Consider the following 16,874-nt stretch of genomic DNA (forward strand, 5'->3'; position numbering starts at 1 on the left):
GATCTTATAGTTTGATATCAAATGTCCGGGTAGCTGCTGTGGTCGTATTTGTTGGTGTCACAGATGCCACATCAATGGTCAGGTTATAGCTGGCTATTTTTTTAATTGCTTTCACAATAGTTTTAAGCTTAGCCCGCGTTAAATTTTGTTTTAAATTGGTCATACCAGCAGTGGAAAGTACGTAGGCTCCAGAGGTTGAAAAATCTGTAGCGGGTGCACTGGCAAACAGCAATAAATAATCACTTTTGCTGATTGAATAAGACAAAATACTCTTCAGGGAACCGAAATTCGCTTCAGAGATCTTATCTATTAGCGTAATGTCATTCGCGTATTTGCCATCTTTGACTTTAACCATGTAGCTGTAATTAACCACATAGTTATTGGAAGATGTTACCCAATATTTATCCAGATCAGCAGCCTGTACTTCCAACAACACATTTTTATTGGAAATGGTATCCACAACCATAATTGTGGATTCGTCTGCAGTGGTTGTCAAAACCCGCGTTCCATTGGTTAAGGTCATATCGATTCCAAAAGACTCTACAAGTGTTTCGTAAATCGCTACTTTCTGAAATTTATCATCCCTTTGCCAGGTTGAAGCGGATACGATCAGCGTATCACCTATAGCAGGCTTGGTATTGTTATAAGTAACCCGAAGCTGACTGGCAAACTCGTTGTTTGTATCGCCCAATTCTGCAATCGGATCGTTTTTTTTACAGGATATCATAAACATGCACATGATTATAAACCCCAGGTATATTTTCAAACTAGTTCTCATCGTATTAATTTTTTAAAGTCGAATTATCTACCCACCATACCGGTTTAAATGCCCAGTTCCGAACTCTTGCGCCCAAACGGTCAATCTCTTTAGGATTATACACATACTCTGTTTGTGGATCATAAGGGAAGCGTTGTATGTATTTACCACCCCATTCTGCCAGGGCGTATTTTGGATAGTAAAGATCAGGATATGCATTTTTACTGTACCCATACCTCCTCATGTCAGACCAGGTCTCTGCCTGAATATACAAAGCAATGTATTTCTGCATCATGATGTCAGATATTTTAAGGGCAGCACTATTCTGCGCTACTTTGGCCGAACCTAAATAACTGATGATTTGTCCTTCAGCTACACCTAAACGTTCCATATTCAGTCTTATCGCTTGCTGATAGGTAGTCAATGCACCCTGCAAGTCGTTCAGGTAAAACTGTGTTTCTGCTTTTACAAAAAGTAATTCTTCTTTAATGATGATCGGATAAGGAGAATCGTCAGCTGTCCAATAGCCGTTCTGAAGGTTAGCGAAATCTTTATAAGTTGTATTGGAAGGCAAATTGCTGGCTTTGTCTCCTTCTGACATTTTTGCACCAAGGTATTTGTTGTTTTCACCAGGTGTTGTCAGCTTAAATAACCGGGGATCATAAACAGGCGTGGTACCGTCAACAACCGTCAATGCTTTCATCAATACATCTGTAGGCAATGTATTTACCAAATCGTTTTTGATGTCTGCAAATTGAAAAGCGTCGGCAGCAGTTGGCGGATTTGGTCCCCAGGTATTGTGGGTCCAGTTGGATGTACTTCCTTTCGGATACCGGAATAGGGCATCTTCAAATTTTAAAAGTGCATCATTAACCAAAGTTAACAATTCCTGATTTCCACCTTTAAAATTTACGGTACGCAGTTTAAGTCTCACTCTAACCGCTTTCGCAAAGGCTCTCCAGCTCTCCAGATTTCCTTTATAGATCAAATCAGATGTAGCATCCATACTCAGGGCCTGATCGGTAACCTTGCCCAGTTCGGCCACACCTTCATCTAAAAGTTTTTCAACTCCCGCAAGCACTTCTTCCTGGGTATCATACACTGGGTTAAAAGTACCAGTATAAGCTTCTTTAAAAGGCATGTCGCCAAAAACATCCGTGGCAGAAAGGTAACTCATGGCCAGAATAATCTTACCTACACCAATATAGTTATTAGATCCTTCTTCCGTTGCCCGGGTAACCATGCCATTTACATTTGATCCGACATCAAAATAATGCCATCTCCAGGCACCCATACGGGTGATGCTGTTGTAATTCCAGGTATCTGTTATGGCGTTGCTATTTCCAGCCCTGGTGGTAAAATAATAACTGTGATAAGCGCCAAACCTGGCTTGTGAATATAGCGAATAGGCCAGATTTGCTTCAATCGCAGGTAAACGTTGTTTAGACGGAACCGTAACCGGTGCCACCGGGTTTACGTTTAAATCCAGTTTCTTACAAGAGCATGCGCAAATAATTACGAGTGCAAATGTTATATTTTTTATAATCGTTTTCATATGATAAGTCTTAAAGCGTCACATTAATACCCAAAGAGAATGAGCGTGGCAATGGGATCGCACCATTATCAACTCCCATTGTACTTGCACCAGAACCACCCGCATTCGGACCGGCACTATTTACCTCAGGGTCACCGCCCGAGTAATTGGTAATCACAAATGGATTTTGTGCAGCCAGCTCAAGGCCTAAGTTTTTAAAGCCCAATTTAGAAGCGATTGTTTTAGGCAACTGGTAGCCTAAAGTGATGTACCTAACCCTTGCCCAATTCACTTTTTCTACGAAGTTGGTTCCTACAGAATAATAGTTATTGGCAAAATAGCTATAATCCAAAACTACCTTCTTATTGTTTTTAATATAGGTACCATCATCTTGCTGAACTACCCCATTGAAAACAAATTCCTTATCTCTCCACTGGCCGATATCATAAGCGATACCATTGGCCATCATCCCCTGGCGACTCGCATTCAGAATGTCACCACCAATTCTGAAATCCCATAAAAAGGACAGGTTAAATTGCTTGTATTTGAAATTATTGATAAAGCCAATATTGAATTCCGGCTCACGGTTACCAATGTATCTTTCTTTGTTGTTGTTATCTAAAACAGGGTACCCATTTTTATCTACCACGATGTATCCATCTTCATTTCTTTTATAATCAGACCCTACAATTCCCAAAACAGGTTCGTTTAATGAAGTAGCAGCAACACCTGCATTTAATTGTGCATTGGTATACTTAAAAGTCACGATATCACCCGCAAATTGCAGCATTTTGGACGTGTTTTTCCAGGCATTCAATGTTGATGTCCAAGTAAAATCATCGGTTTTAACCGGTGTGCCAGTTACAGAAAACTCTACTCCGCGGTTGCGCAAAGATCCTGCATTGAAGGTCATGATTACATACCCCGAAGGCAAAGGAACCCTTGGTGTCATGATCATGTTTAAGCTTTTACGCTGGTAATAGGCAATGTCAAAATTCAACCTTCTTTTGAAGAAGCTTAATTCTGTACCCATTTCAAATTCTTCTGTAGTTTCCGGACCAAGGTTTGGATTTCCTCCGGTTGCACTGGTCACAAAACCTCCACCTACTGTTAGTGAAGAAACCAGATTGGTATTGGTACGGTAAATTGGTGCATCCTTACCTACGCGGGCATAACTACCTCTTAATTTTCCAAACCAGGAGTCTTTGTTTTCGAACAGTTCAGAAAAAGAGAAACTGGCTGAGTAAGAAGGTGAGTAGAAGGTACGCGCATTTGAAGGCAGTGTAGACGTCCAGTCGTTACGCCCGGTTATACCTATAGCTACAAGGTTTTTATATTCCAGTTTTAAGTCGCCAAAAACAGCATAGCGTTGTCTGCGCAGCCAACTTTCGGTTAAAGCCAGGTTTTCTTTATTCACTACGTTTGGAGAGAAGATGTCACCAACTAAAAAGTTATCAGCAGTGTAAGAAAGCGACTTGTTGTCGTAGTATTCACTGCTAAAACCAGCGATTAAAGTTGCCCGGAAATCTTCTAAAAATTTCTTATCAAATGTTGAGGTAAAATTCGAAGTCACGAATTTTGTCACCCCGTTATTTTCAGTTACCGATCCGCCAAAATTACTACCTGGCGTTCCCGGAGTGGTTACAATTCTATATTTTGAATTGGTATAATCCTGCCCCAATCTGTAATTCAGTGTAATCCAGTCATTGGCCTTATACACCAGGTTGTTGTTAACCAGGAAGCGTTCCACATCGTTATTCCTTGGGTTTCTCATCACACCCCACATTGGAGATATCCTGGCTTCTCTTTCTTTTCCTGCTTCCACATAAGAGTACAAAGGCTCTCCGTTTGGCTTTTGATATTCCAGAATATCATTCATCCTTGGGTACCTCAAAATGCTATTGATCCAGCCACCTTCTGAAGCTCCGCCCAGTCCCTCCTGGATGTTGTTTTTGATGTAGTTTGCTGATGTGGTCAGCTCGATTTTAGAACTTAGTTTAGCCGTACCTTTCATCAGGAGGTTAATTTTTTCCTGATTGGTATTCGGAACCATGGAGCCTCCATTACGGTAACCACCTGAAACATAATAATTCAGCTTTTCAGAACCACCATTTACATTTACGTTTACATCGTGTGTAATGGCGGTTTCAAAGAAGCGGTCAATGTTATTGTATATTTTCTCATCATAACGGAATTTCCTTCCCCATGAGCTTGCAGACGAAGCATCGTAAACGCCACCTGTACCCACAGTATAAATTCCCTGTTGCCTTGGGGTTCTTCCCATAGTTTCCAGGAAGGACTTATAAGATCCACTAACCTGCAACGTTCCGGCTTTACCCTGTTTTGTCGTGATGATAATTGCTCCTGAAGCAGCATCAATACCATAAAGTGCTGCTGCTGCTGCTCCTTTAAGAATGGATACATTTTCAATATCTTCCGGGTTAAAATCGGCCAAACGGTTTACTGTTCCATTAGCAGAATTGTTGTTTACACGGATACCATCCACAATCATCAAAGGCTGATTATCGCCCGAAAGTGTAGTAGATCCCCTCAAAATAATTTCAGAAGGAAGCCCAGGTGAGCCCCCGGACGAACTGATCTGAGCACCAGCAACCTGCCCTTGCAAAGCATTGATCAGGTTAGATTGGTTTGAATTCCTTAAATCGTCTCCCTTAACAGTCTGAACGGAATAAGTTAGTGTTCTTTTGTTACGTTCAATGCCTAAAGCAGTTACAACAACCTCACTTAATGCTTTAGAGTCCGTTGCCAAAACAACATTTAGCACAGCAGCATCGGCAACTGTTTTTTCCTGGCTTACAAAACCGATGTATGAGAAAACCAATACATCACCCTTTGAAGCTTTGATGGAATATGCACCATCAACATTTGTCTGCGTAGCAGACGCTGCACCTTTAATCTTGACTGAAGCTCCGGGAACCCCCAGGCGATCATCGGCAGAGGTCACCTTTCCCGTAACTGTTATTTGCTGTGCCATAGCATGGGCAACCAGCAAAAACGTACTCAAGAACAGCATGAGTAATTTTCTTTTCATAAAAGCTAATTTGGTTAAATAAATAAGTTATTGTTTGTTAGTCGGTTATCCACGCAGCTAAAGACGCAAAATAACGCAAAAAAATGAAATAACAATAGCTATTTGCAATATTAAATACTTAAAAACGCAGAAAAGCCGCAACAAAAAAATTACAATCAAAAAAGTACCGCAAAAACACGCAAAAAAAAACACACCTAAAATCAACGTTTCAAAAACCTTGGTTAAAAAAAAACCACCTGATAATTCAGATGGTTTTTTTTTTAAATCAAAGTTTGCAACTACCTTATAAGAAAGAAGGAAAGGTAGGGTTTCTGTGCATTTGCGGTCTTCCCATTATACCCACAGGCAAAAGCTGTATACACACGCTGATTCAGGAACAGACTCGTGCTCGTATAACTTGCTAATATGGTTGCAGATGTAATTGCCGCTCCAGCTGTTCTTATTTTCCAGGTTTTGGATTGTGCACTTTTTAATTTTATCTCATTCGAGATATTTAGATAGCTAATGTTCCCTGCAAGTAAAGTATCCTTGGTTTGATCGGTTGCACTTGTCCCATAATAAAGATCTACCGCAGCAACATTAGGTATCAGATTTACGAAACGATAGCGACAGTATGAAGTGTCTGGTCTCACAAAGTTTTCTTCTGTTAAAAATGTCTTTGTACTACTTGTCGTATCTGCAATATGAGCTACATAATTCTTTCCAGCAACCAGTTGCAGGTTAGTAGAATACAACTCCAAAGAATCCAATCCATTATCCTTCTTAAAAGGAACGATCACTGACAACTTTACTGTTCCTGGATTTACTGCCATAAAATCAGGTCCAGAACCTCCCCCAGTGTTATATCCTCCACCCGGGAAAGGTGTCCGCCAGGTCACAACGTTACTTACGCGGACATCATTTATTTTAAATGCAACGCTACGGTTATTCGCATAAGCAGATACATAATTAATCTTTAACAAAGCCTGATCCGAACCAAGCTTCTCTACATCACCGTAATCCAATACATTTTTATTGCAGCTAATTATTACAAATAACAAGGCGCATATTGATAAAGCTGAAAATATTTTCATAATGTTTCTTTTTAATTGTTAATAATTAAGGCTGACTAAACCACAACTCCTGAGTCATGTAATTTAAATTCAAACCACCCCATTTAGCTAACTCTTCGGTATTCCATACATATTCAGAATTGTAACGCGGCCTAAACCGATAAGCATATTTTCCACCATTTGTCGTAGCAATTTCTGCCCCTGTCAACTGATAATAGTTTCTATAAACCAATGGATCATAATGATATTTTCTGATATCGCACCACTGCTCAAGGCCTGCCCAACCCCATTGCGCAATATATTTTTGGCCCATAATATCTGCTATAGTTAAAGCACCTGCATTTTGAGCAACCTCGGTCGAAGCCATATAAGCATTAATCTCAGGATCGGAGATCGCTACATCAGGTGTCTTAGACGCACGACCATAACGATTACAAAAATCCATGTGCGCTCTGATACCTTTTACATAAGCTGCATAAGCATCTGTAGTATTCCCTTTGACAAATAAAGCTTCTGATTTAGCAAATTGCAATTGACTATAAGTCATCAACGGATAGCGTGCAGCATCGGCAAAAATATATTTACCATTATAAGTTGTAGAGCCAGCTGGTATCGCACCATATACGATCGGAACAGAAGTTGTATTGCTACCATGCGTTGGTTGAATACCCTGATAAACTCCTAAAGTTGCCGTAGCAGTACTTGCAGGTAACATTCTACTTAATCTCGGATCAATAGATGTCTTTGGATCAGGAGTTGCCGTCCCTCTGACACCACCTGTCAGGTATTTCAAAATTTGAGTAGTAGGTCGGCCATAATAAGTGGTATTGGCACTTAAATAACCAAACTGAGGACCAAGCGGGTTTGAATCATCAGCACTTGTAGCCGTAAAATTAACTGTTGCAGACTCTGATTCATCAACAAAGGAAAGGTCGACATACTTAACTACACTATCCGCGTAATTGGTTTTGAATTGCGCCTTATTTCTTAAATGACTATATTGAAGTGCATATAGTGCGTATATAAACTTTCTCCATTTAGCCTTATCTCCTTTATAAATATTGTCTCCAGAGACACTTGCTAAAACTGCGGCATAACTCATTGGACTAGTCATATTTAAGTATTTCAGTGATAGCGCGCCATATTCACGAACCTTAGCATAAACATCTGGTTGATCGTGGTAAGGAAACCTGAGCATTCCTGGTGTGAAAGCTTCGTCCAAAATAATGGGACCATGCAGATCTGTCGTCAACTGATACGCCCAGGCTTTAATTGCATAACCTATAGCTACATACTCGTATTTTTCATTCGCAATTCCATCATTAATCATGTTTTCCAGATTGAGTCCAAGATCTACATAGGTCATCCTCCAGATAACTCCACCATTGTCACTAGTTGATGGAAAGCCATGTTGCTCCCAAATTAATGGCCCTGCAAGCGCAGAGGTTCCTCCCATATCCTGGGTAACCTTCCAAATAAACCGATAATCCTGTGCGGTTCCATTTGTCATCTGATAAATAATCGGCGGGAGTAAAAATTCCGCTTTTGTAACCTGTGGAACTGTAGGATTGGTATTAATATCCAGATATTTCTTACATCCTCCAAAAATCATCGCTACAACCAGTAGCACTACTATTTTATATATATATTTCATGATCTTTCTTTATAATTTTATCCTCAAGCCCAAATTCACTCCTATTGGTTTACCTACGTTTCCATAGTCTATACCATAACCTCCTACCCCGCCTACGCCAGGGGTATTTGAATTACTTTCAGGATCTCCACCAGAATAATTGCTAAACATCACCGCATCTGTTACAGTAACAAAAGCACCTAGTCCCTGCGCAAATTTGATTCGCTTCATAAACGATGGTGGAAAATCGTAACTGAGCGTGATATCTCTAAGCCTCAAAGTTTTAATATTCTTTTCAATAAACATTTCAGGAGAGACATTAGTCGTATAATAAACAGAAGCAGAATAAGGTGTTACAGCAATAGTATTTCGGGTAGGATTACGCGTATTCTCCAATCCATCTTTTAAAACTCCTGTTATTATCCTTGGCGTTTCGCGGTCCAGCGTTTTAAGACTGATGCCTCTCGTAAATGCAACATATTCGGATGCATTAAGCACATCCCCTCCGTAACGAAGATCCCATAAAAATGAGAATGACCAGCCTTTAAATCTAAACCTATTGTTTAAACCTAAAGTAAACTTAGGCGTTCTATCCCCAATAGGATAATACTCGGTATCTGATGTTGTTGGTAAACCATTGAGTGGGCTAATCAGTAAATCACCTCTATCATTGCGTTCAAAACGAGTACCACTTAAAGCCGCTGTACTCGCACCTGGATGTACAGCAGTACGAACCCCACCTACCAACTGGGTATCAGATTCATACAGCTCAGGCAAATCATCAGATAAAGATAGAACGGTTCCTTTATTGTGCGTAAAATTCGCTGTGATATCCCATCCTAAAGATTGCTGTCTGATTGCAGCACCAGTAAGCTGAATTTCGATACCCCGATTTCTAACTGTTCCCCCATTCCTCATTTCAAGTACAAATCCTCGTCCATAACTAAGTCTTGGATTAATGATTTGATCTTTACTCAAAAGATTATAATAATTAAAATCCAAACCTAACCTACTATCAAGAAAATGAAGCTCCGTACCAATTTCAAAATTTTCTGTATGCTCAGGCTTAAGATCTGGATTACCACCATAATAAGAATAAGCGAAACCACCACCAGTCGCTTTGGAGGCTACATAATTTGTTCCAGTAGAATATTCTCGCCAAGGCTCTTTTCCTGTCAGGGCATAAGAACTACGAAGTTTACCAGAATTCAACCATGGCATACTTTCCTTCACAGATTCCAAATCCGTAAAATTAAATGCCAAACTCACTGAGGGATAAGCAAAATAAGGATTATTTGGCATCAATCTGGAAGCACCATCGACACGTCCGGAAAGGGTCAGATAAAGTAAAGTTTTATAACCGAGAACAGCCTGAGCAAAAGCGCCAACATTTCGGTACCGGTTTACATAAGTTAGAGTTCTTTGCGTAGTAGGCAGCGTATTATTAATACTATAAAAATTCGGGTCATACATGTTTGTACCCAGTTGAGAATCCGTGGCGGAATTAAAATCATTAAAAGAAGCTCCGAGAATATAGGTATTGTTAAAATCACCCAATTTTTGCCTAGCAACGGCAGTCAAGGACCCGCTGATCACTTTAGCCAACTGGCTATAGGTAACAACCCTTCCACCCGTGGGAGCGGTCGAAGAGCCAGATCCTTTATAAGATTGGGCATGATAAACCTGCAGCCCTTTTGTATTTGCAATGTCCGCGCCTAATATTCCATTTATACGAAGCCATTTTAACGGTGTTAATTCCAAATTCGTGCTGGCAATCATCCGATTTGTTTTATCATTACTGATATTCTTATTTACATCCCAAAGCGGGTTATCAAACTCACCATAAATACTGGAAGTATGCAACAAGCGATTGCCTTTTGCATCCTGATAATTACGAATATCAAATTCAGAGCTGAATCTCATTAGCTCTACAAGAAAACCATTAGGCCCCTTACTAACTTTATCATTAGAAGAATTTAGATAATTAAAAGTCGAGGTCAACTTCAATATAGGAGAAATTGTACCTACACCCGTTAAACGGGATGAGAAACGGGTATAACCACTTGTAGGGACAGTACCTTTAGTATCCGTAAATTCATTAGACCAACGATAAGTAAATTTATCAGTTCCACCTTCAAAAGCTAAATTGTGTTTTTGAGAAAATCCTGTCTGAAAAAATTCCTTGATATTGTCATAGATTTTTGTACCCCGAGCAAAGGGCGGCCCATTGAATGTAGTAACAGTACCATCAAACACGCCATTTGTACCAGAATTATAGACCTGTTGTATCTCTGGAAATTTATATACTTTTTCAACCCGAAAAGAATTATTATAGCTAATACTACCCTTTCCGGCTTTACCTTTCTTAGTCGTGATCAATATGGCACCACTAGCACCTGCATTACCATATAACGCTGTTGCTTCCGGACCTTTCATAATGGTATATGTTTCGATATCATTAGGATTAATATCCATACCACGGTTGGAGTAGTCCCGATCTTGATTTGCCGCACCAGTCACAAGCTCCCTCGTTTCATTGAGCGTACTGTTGTTAATAGGAACCCCATCGATAACAATCAATGCATTATTGTCTCCACTGATTGAAACAAAGCCTCTCAATACAATCTGAGCAGAAGCCCCTGGGTTACCATTGGTGCTATTGATTGAAAGCCCTGGAACCCGTCCTTGCAGACCACCAAAAAAATCATTCCTTTGAGTTTCACTTACTTCATCTCCCTTCACAACTGGAGTAGAATACCCCAGACTCTTTTTATCCCGATCAATCCCATAAGCTGTGACTACAACTTCATTCAGAGATTTATTATCTGGTTTTAAAGAAACATTGATTGTAGTGGAGTTACCCACAGTCAATTCCTGGGAAAGCATGCCAATAAAACTAAAAACAAGGATATCCCCCGCTTTAGCCTGAATAGAATACATTCCAGAAGTGTTTGTTTGGGTAGCTATTTTAGCACCCTTAATTTTAACAGATGCTCCAGGTATGCCGAGCCCATCATCTGAAGAGGATACTTTACCAGCAATCACTTTCTGCTGCGCAAAAACATTTGCAAACAGCAGGAGACTGCCTAAAGTAAGTAGGAGTAGCTTTTTTTTCATAAAAACGCCTTTTTGGTTAAGATTAAGTTGTTAGTTGTGTTGGTTATTATTTTGGGTCTTGTTGGTTTGGTTAAGCTATACAGGGGCAACAGCAAACAAAAAATGGAATCACTTCAGAAAATAGGATAACGGCAAATACTATGGCAAATAAAATAAAACTGCAATAAACAGCATTATTTATTAACAACAATTAAATATCCTAAATAAATCTCGTAATAAATGCACAAGTCCAACAAATTTATTTTCAACACACACAAACTCCCGCATCAATGCGCAAAATACCGCATCTTGATTTATTAATTTTTTATTTTACATTAGCTAAAAAATAAGAACATGCTTAAGAAAGAAAGACACGATTTTGTGATGCGTCAGATCAACCTGCACAATCGAGTACTTACGTCAGATTTGGTACAGCAGCTCAACGTATCTGAAGACACCGTTCGTCGCGACCTTCAAGAACTGGCAGAAAAAGGCCAGCTCTCCAAAGTTCATGGTGGTGCGCTTTCTAAATCTTATCAAAGTTCATTCGATGATAGCGAGGTATATGCCAAGGACGCAAAAATTGCCATCGCAAAAAAAACGACAGATCTGATTAAGGATGGTATGGTTGTCGTTACCGGCGGCGGAACTTCGATTATCGAACTCGTCAAACAATTACCCGAAACTTTAAATGCTACGTTTTTTACCATTAGTCCTTTCGTGGCTATTGAACTGGCCAAATATCCAAAAATTGAGGTTATTCTTATTGGAGGGCTTTTTTCAAAAAACTCGCAAATTACCTATGGTGGTCACGTAATCAACCAACTCTCAGAGATTCATGCAGACCTTTGCCTGTTGGGAACAAGCGCCATTCACCCTCAGGACGGCTTAACAGATACCGACTGGGAAATCAACCAGCTTAAAAAAACAATGTTCAATTCCTCCAAGCGCACAGGAATTCTGTGCATCTCAGAAAAACTAAACATCTCATTAAGATTAAAAGTTGCTTCGCTGGAAAATATAGACTATTTAATTACCGAGTTAAATGAGAACGATCCACAGCTGGATCCATATCGGGTAAAAAATCTACAGATTCTTTAGTCTACTGATGCAAGTCAATAAAAAAACCGACTATCAGATCAACTGATAGTCGGTTTTTTCCATTCGAACAAGCATTAAAATGTCGGATCAGCTGGCGTATTCGTATTGTTATCTCTTTCACTAAAAGGATAAGGGAAGAAGTTCCGCTTACGATCCGCGGTAGGCAAACCAAACCTCCTCATATCTTCTAATTTCAATCCTGAAAGATAAAGTTCTATGCAACGGTGCTTATAAATTAAAGGCAACAGCTGTGCCGGTGTTAATGGCCCAACAATTGGCAGCAAGCCGGCTCCAACACCAAAAGGATCAGCCGCAGGCTGCTTGGTCACCACATCATTTAACCGCGCCAATGAAAGTACCGGATCAGGTGTAGCCTGACGTGCATATACCTCAGCCTTGATCAATGTGATCTCTCCAGGCAGGTAAAGCGGAATTGGCACCCCCGCCAAACCAAAACCACCTAAACGGGCAGTTGGTGCAGTTGCATTTGGCACGGTATAAAAAGCAAGGCGTTTATCGCCAGCATCCGGCGTATAAATACCAGACAAACCCAGATTAGCATTAGTGGGCTGAAACACATTATTTGTCGATGTAGCAATCTCAAATATGGGATTTAGCGTTTGTGCATCAAATGTAAAAGTCGATTTCTTAGTCAGATCAACACTGTTGGCAGCAGAAAGTGCCAGGGGATAGTTTCCGGCAAAAAGTGCATATCTTGCCTTTATAGCATATAACGTATTTTGTATATCAATACCTGGAGGCATATTTCCCAGGAAGGACGAACTGATGTTGTTGGCGGCAATAACAGCCAGGGCGTTGTCGATTACGGCAATCGCTTTATTCAAACCATCTACCCGGCTGATAAAGGTTACATTTTGCCCAATGCCCGATGGAATGCGCTCCCAGCTCTGCGCCATATTGCCCAAAGCCAATGCTTTAAATAAACTTGCATAGGCAATCAGACCAGAAGCATAGGTTTTATCTGGTAAGTTGCCCGCATTATTGATCACATTATCTGCATCAAAAATGGTTTTGTTGCAATAAGTCCACAAATTCAATAAAATGGTATTTGTCCCATCAACACTATTACCTCCGGTAGCCAGCTGTAATTCCGGAATATTCCCCGAATTCATCAGTATGATCTCATTGGTTACAAAGCCTACGCTTGAAACTGAATTGTAATAAATCCCTAAGCGGCCAGCGATATAAATTTTATGCAGTCCGACTGTAACTCCAGTAAGACCTTTTGCCGTAGTCAATACATCACCTGAATTTGCACCAGATGGATTTCTATACTCCTTTTTACAGGAAGCACCTATAACGAGCACCAATAAGGCACATGTTATTTTATATATATAATTTCTTTTCATCAGAATATGATTTTGTTCTTAAATAGATTTAAAACTTAGCACGTACACCTAAACTGAACGTTCTTGGAATTGGCACAGAACCAAAGTCAATGTTCCTAAGCACAGTAGACTGCCCTCCAGAATTCAACTCCGGATCGTACCCTTTATAATTATCCCAGGATACCAGGTTTCTTCCGCTTAAATTAATGGTCAGATCCTGGATAAACTTCACTTTTCCGATATTATAGCTTAAGGACACTTCCCTCAGCTTGACGTAAGAACCGTCATCGATCCGCCATTCTTCAATAGCGTAAACTCCCGCTACGTAACCACGTGGCAACAAACCCATTTGTTCCTGCTCAGCAACTTTTCCATTACCTACGCCCTGCCTCGTGCGCCAATCTGCATTCCATACATCAGCACCATGCGATGCATCGAACTGAACGTGTAGTCCAAGTTTTTTATAGTTAAAATCATTTACAAAAGAAGCGGTATAATCCGGGTTGGGATCTCCAACCACCTTACGCAAGGTATTTCCCGTCGGCAAACCATCCGATCCTCTTTGTGGACTATACGTAGTGCTGGTATTTTGGATACCACGTTCCAGCTGAGGGATACCCGCAGCATTGGTCAACAAGCTTCCATCAGAATTGCGCGCAAAGAAAGTCCCGTAGAAAACACCGATCGGTTGCCCATCGATAATTGATACCGGGGCACCTGCATTGGTTGCCAACAATTGTAAAGCACCGCTTCCTTCTGCTTTATTTCTATTTCTGTTAAAAATAAAAGTAGTATTCCATTTAAAATCATCGGTAACTACGGGAACCCCGGTGAGCATAATTTCAAAACCTTTATTCCGCAATGAACCACTGTTTCTTAATAAACTATTGTACCCAGTTGTTGGGGCAATAAACACCGAAAGTAACAATTCCTGTACCTTTTTATTGTACCAGTTTACGACCAAGCCTAAACGGTTGTTAAAAAAGGACATATCCGTTCCGATTTCCAACTCAGTCTGCCGCTCAGGGGCCACATCCACATTCGCAAGCTCAGTTTTCGATCCCAGTGTTGTTTTACCAACATATGCAGAAGACAGATATTCATTGAACCTTGAATATGGGCCGATCCCAGTTAAATTCCCCGATTGTCCATAAGCTGCTCTTACCTTAAAAGCATTCCACCATTCAGACACGCCCAAGTTCTTCCAGTATTCCGCTGACGACAGCACATAACTCATATTTCCTTTTAGATAAACCTTGGTCCTGTTTTTTTCACCAAAAACAGAAGATTGATCCACACGAACAGCTCCCGTTACAAACAAATGGTCTTTATATTTAAAGTTCTGTTGCAAGTACGCCCCGCTTATGTCCTGCTGTAGCCTTGCATCATTATTGGGCAGAATGGTACTTGCACCATTTACACTTTCCACAAAAGGAGCAAGTCCCCGACCGTTAGACAGTAAATAATTGTTTTTTTCATACTGGTATGAACCGCCCAGCTGGGTAGTAGACAACAATACATCACTGAATTTTGCATCATAGGTAAAGTTCAGTTCATGATTAAAAAGTGTAGCTGTATTGTCAGCAGCACTTGCATAACCATTTAAAGTAGGATCCAGTGTTGGCCCACCACCATAAAAACCAGTACTTACGTTGTAAGCAAATGGCGGAATAAAAGTCGTTCCATTTTGAATCGTATTGTCAACCCCAATCGTATAATCAACAGTAAGATTTTTAACAGGATTCAAAACCAGTTTAGCATTTGCAATTACGCGATTGACCGACTGCCGCTGTTTGATATCTTCAATTACCGAAACTGGATTTACCCTTCCCCGCTCGCCAACAGCTTGCAGATTACCCAAGGCATCCCTCGCAAAAATATCATGAAAGTTGCCAATGATGGTCACCGAGTTCATTGGCGAAAAGAAAGAATTGCCATCCGGTTTTTCATCTGCATCACTATGCACGTAGTTAAACCCTGCGCTGATCTTAGCCCAGCTGTTAATTTTCTGATCCAGGTTTAACCGCATATTAGAACGCCTGTAGTCTGTATTTTTTATAATTCCCTGGTTGGCAAAATACCCCAAAGAAGTATAAAATTTTGTATCCTCATTGCCGCCGGCGACAGAAACGGTATTATCTGTTCCGATTGCAGATTGAAAAATATAATCCTGATAATTATATCGCTTTACCGGAACCGTAGTAGTATACAGTGTTGGAACAGTGGATGGCGGTATGATTACCGTCTGGATTACATCCTGAGTAAAGGACTCTACAGGTTTAGTCGGATCTCCAAACTTAACCGGCGATTCATTTACCTCGACCTGCTTACGCAAACTACTGGTCGTAAAACTGGTAGAGAAATTAACGACAGGCTTGCCACTTGCCCCCCTTTTGGTAAAGATCTGGATAACCCCGGCATTTGCCCTTGACCCGTAAATTGCAGCTGCTGCCGCACCATTCAGAACCTCTATTCGTTCTATATCATTGGGATTAATATCACTCATTCTGTTCTGCCCAATAGCCCCCACAAAGTTCCCATTGCCGCCAACACCACTACCACCACCATCATAATTGGCTGATGTATTGGTTACCCGGGCAGTTGTATTATTCACAATTACCCCGTCAATAATGTACAATGGATCTGAACCTGAATTAACCGAACTCACTCCCCTTAGTCGCACACTCATGCCACCAGCAGGATCGCCAGAGTTCTGGCTGATCTGAGCTCCAGGAGCCTTACCTTGCAAGGAAGAAAGCACATTACCGCTCGGTGCCTTCAACAACTCATCCCCCTTTAACGAGGTTACGTAACTTCCCATTTGTTTACGGGTAGTACCGATCGAAGTACCTGTTACAATGACCTCATCCAGTCCGATATTATCTGCCGATAGCGCAGCATCTACATTAACCTGAGATTTTTCGGCCAATTGAACCGTTTTGGTTACAGACCGATACCCGATAGAAGAAAAAACAACCTGGTAACTTCCAGCAGCCAGATCAACTGCAAAGCTAAACTTGCCCTCGCCGTTCGTTGCCATTGCCATGTTTGTGTTTTGGATTTTCACAACAACTCCAGGTATCCCCCCACCCACTCCGGCATCTGTTACCTGACCTGCGACTGTATAGCGCTTTGTTTGTGCATTTACCACTTGGGTAAGCATCAGTAAAAAAATGGGCACCCAGAAAACCGACCTGATTTTAAAGGCGCTACTTGAGTAGATTTTTTTCATATAATTTGGATTATTCTATATAAATATAAAATATTAAATCGTCATTATAATCAAAAACAAAATTAATT

General features: G+C 40.6%; 9 protein-coding genes. 1 reads left to right on the forward strand and 8 read right to left on the reverse strand.

Features of this window, described 5'->3' with window-relative positions; translation table 11 throughout:
- Positions 1-4: 4 nt before the first annotated feature.
- The 6 genes from IM797_RS14360 to IM797_RS14385 form a co-directional block, all read right to left on the reverse strand.
- Positions 5-727, reverse strand: coding sequence for a hypothetical protein (locus IM797_RS14360; protein ID WP_228098866.1), 723 nt, complete (start codon positions 725-727; stop codon positions 5-7).
- Between the two features lie 55 nt (positions 728-782).
- A complete protein-coding gene (locus IM797_RS14365; RefSeq protein WP_194127838.1) occupies positions 783-2,312 on the reverse strand; it encodes a SusD/RagB family nutrient-binding outer membrane lipoprotein in 1,530 nt (509 codons plus the stop codon).
- A gap of 10 nt (positions 2,313-2,322) precedes the next feature.
- Positions 2,323-5,343, reverse strand: a complete 3,021-nt coding sequence (locus IM797_RS14370; RefSeq protein WP_194127840.1) for a SusC/RagA family TonB-linked outer membrane protein — start codon at positions 5,341-5,343, stop codon at positions 2,323-2,325.
- A 278-nt stretch (positions 5,344-5,621) separates the two neighbouring features.
- Positions 5,622-6,416: a DUF4397 domain-containing protein gene (locus IM797_RS14375; protein ID WP_194127841.1), complete on the reverse strand. Its 795-nt coding sequence runs from the start codon at positions 6,414-6,416 to the stop codon at positions 5,622-5,624.
- A 25-nt stretch (positions 6,417-6,441) separates the two neighbouring features.
- Positions 6,442-8,049, reverse strand: coding sequence for a SusD/RagB family nutrient-binding outer membrane lipoprotein (locus IM797_RS14380; RefSeq protein ID WP_194127842.1), 1,608 nt, complete (start codon positions 8,047-8,049; stop codon positions 6,442-6,444).
- Positions 8,050-8,058: 9 nt separating this feature from the next.
- Positions 8,059-11,145 (reverse strand): SusC/RagA family TonB-linked outer membrane protein, encoded by a 3,087-nt coding sequence (locus tag IM797_RS14385; RefSeq protein WP_194127843.1) that lies wholly within the window; start codon positions 11,143-11,145, stop codon positions 8,059-8,061.
- A gap of 333 nt (positions 11,146-11,478) precedes the next feature.
- Between IM797_RS14385 and IM797_RS14390 the strand changes: the two genes are divergently transcribed.
- Positions 11,479-12,225 (forward strand): DeoR/GlpR family DNA-binding transcription regulator, encoded by a 747-nt coding sequence (locus tag IM797_RS14390; RefSeq protein ID WP_194127844.1) that lies wholly within the window; start codon positions 11,479-11,481, stop codon positions 12,223-12,225.
- Between the two features lie 74 nt (positions 12,226-12,299).
- On the opposite strand, the gene IM797_RS14395 is transcribed toward IM797_RS14390, so the two are convergent.
- Both IM797_RS14395 and IM797_RS14400 read right to left on the reverse strand, forming a co-directional pair.
- Positions 12,300-13,595 carry a RagB/SusD family nutrient uptake outer membrane protein gene (locus tag IM797_RS14395; protein ID WP_194127845.1) on the reverse strand — a complete coding sequence of 432 codons (1,296 nt, stop codon included), beginning with the start codon at positions 13,593-13,595 and terminating at the stop codon, positions 12,300-12,302.
- A gap of 28 nt (positions 13,596-13,623) precedes the next feature.
- A complete protein-coding gene (locus IM797_RS14400) occupies positions 13,624-16,806 on the reverse strand; it encodes a SusC/RagA family TonB-linked outer membrane protein (protein WP_194127846.1) in 3,183 nt (1,060 codons plus the stop codon).
- Between the last annotated feature and the right edge of the window lie 68 nt (positions 16,807-16,874).

The sequence above is a fragment of the Pedobacter sp. MC2016-24 genome (genome assembly GCF_015223055.1).
Lineage (GTDB): Bacteria > Bacteroidota > Bacteroidia > Sphingobacteriales > Sphingobacteriaceae > Pedobacter.

Excerpts from the sequence above, each read along its gene's own strand:
- IM797_RS14360 (WP_228098866.1), bottom strand. The coding sequence starts at position 727 with ATGATATCCTGTAAAAAAAACGATCCGATTGCAGAATTGGGCGATACA.
- IM797_RS14365 (WP_194127838.1), bottom strand. The coding sequence starts at position 2,312 with ATGAAAACGATTATAAAAAATATAACATTTGCACTCGTAATTATTTGC.
- IM797_RS14370 (WP_194127840.1), bottom strand. The coding sequence starts at position 5,343 with ATGAAAAGAAAATTACTCATGCTGTTCTTGAGTACGTTTTTGCTGGTT.
- IM797_RS14375 (WP_194127841.1), bottom strand. The coding sequence starts at position 6,416 with ATGAAAATATTTTCAGCTTTATCAATATGCGCCTTGTTATTTGTAATA.
- IM797_RS14380 (WP_194127842.1), bottom strand. The coding sequence starts at position 8,049 with ATGAAATATATATATAAAATAGTAGTGCTACTGGTTGTAGCGATGATT.
- IM797_RS14385 (WP_194127843.1), bottom strand. The coding sequence starts at position 11,145 with ATGAAAAAAAAGCTACTCCTACTTACTTTAGGCAGTCTCCTGCTGTTT.
- IM797_RS14390 (WP_194127844.1), top strand. The coding sequence starts at position 11,479 with ATGCTTAAGAAAGAAAGACACGATTTTGTGATGCGTCAGATCAACCTG.
- IM797_RS14395 (WP_194127845.1), bottom strand. The coding sequence starts at position 13,595 with ATGAAAAGAAATTATATATATAAAATAACATGTGCCTTATTGGTGCTC.
- IM797_RS14400 (WP_194127846.1), bottom strand. The coding sequence starts at position 16,806 with ATGAAAAAAATCTACTCAAGTAGCGCCTTTAAAATCAGGTCGGTTTTC.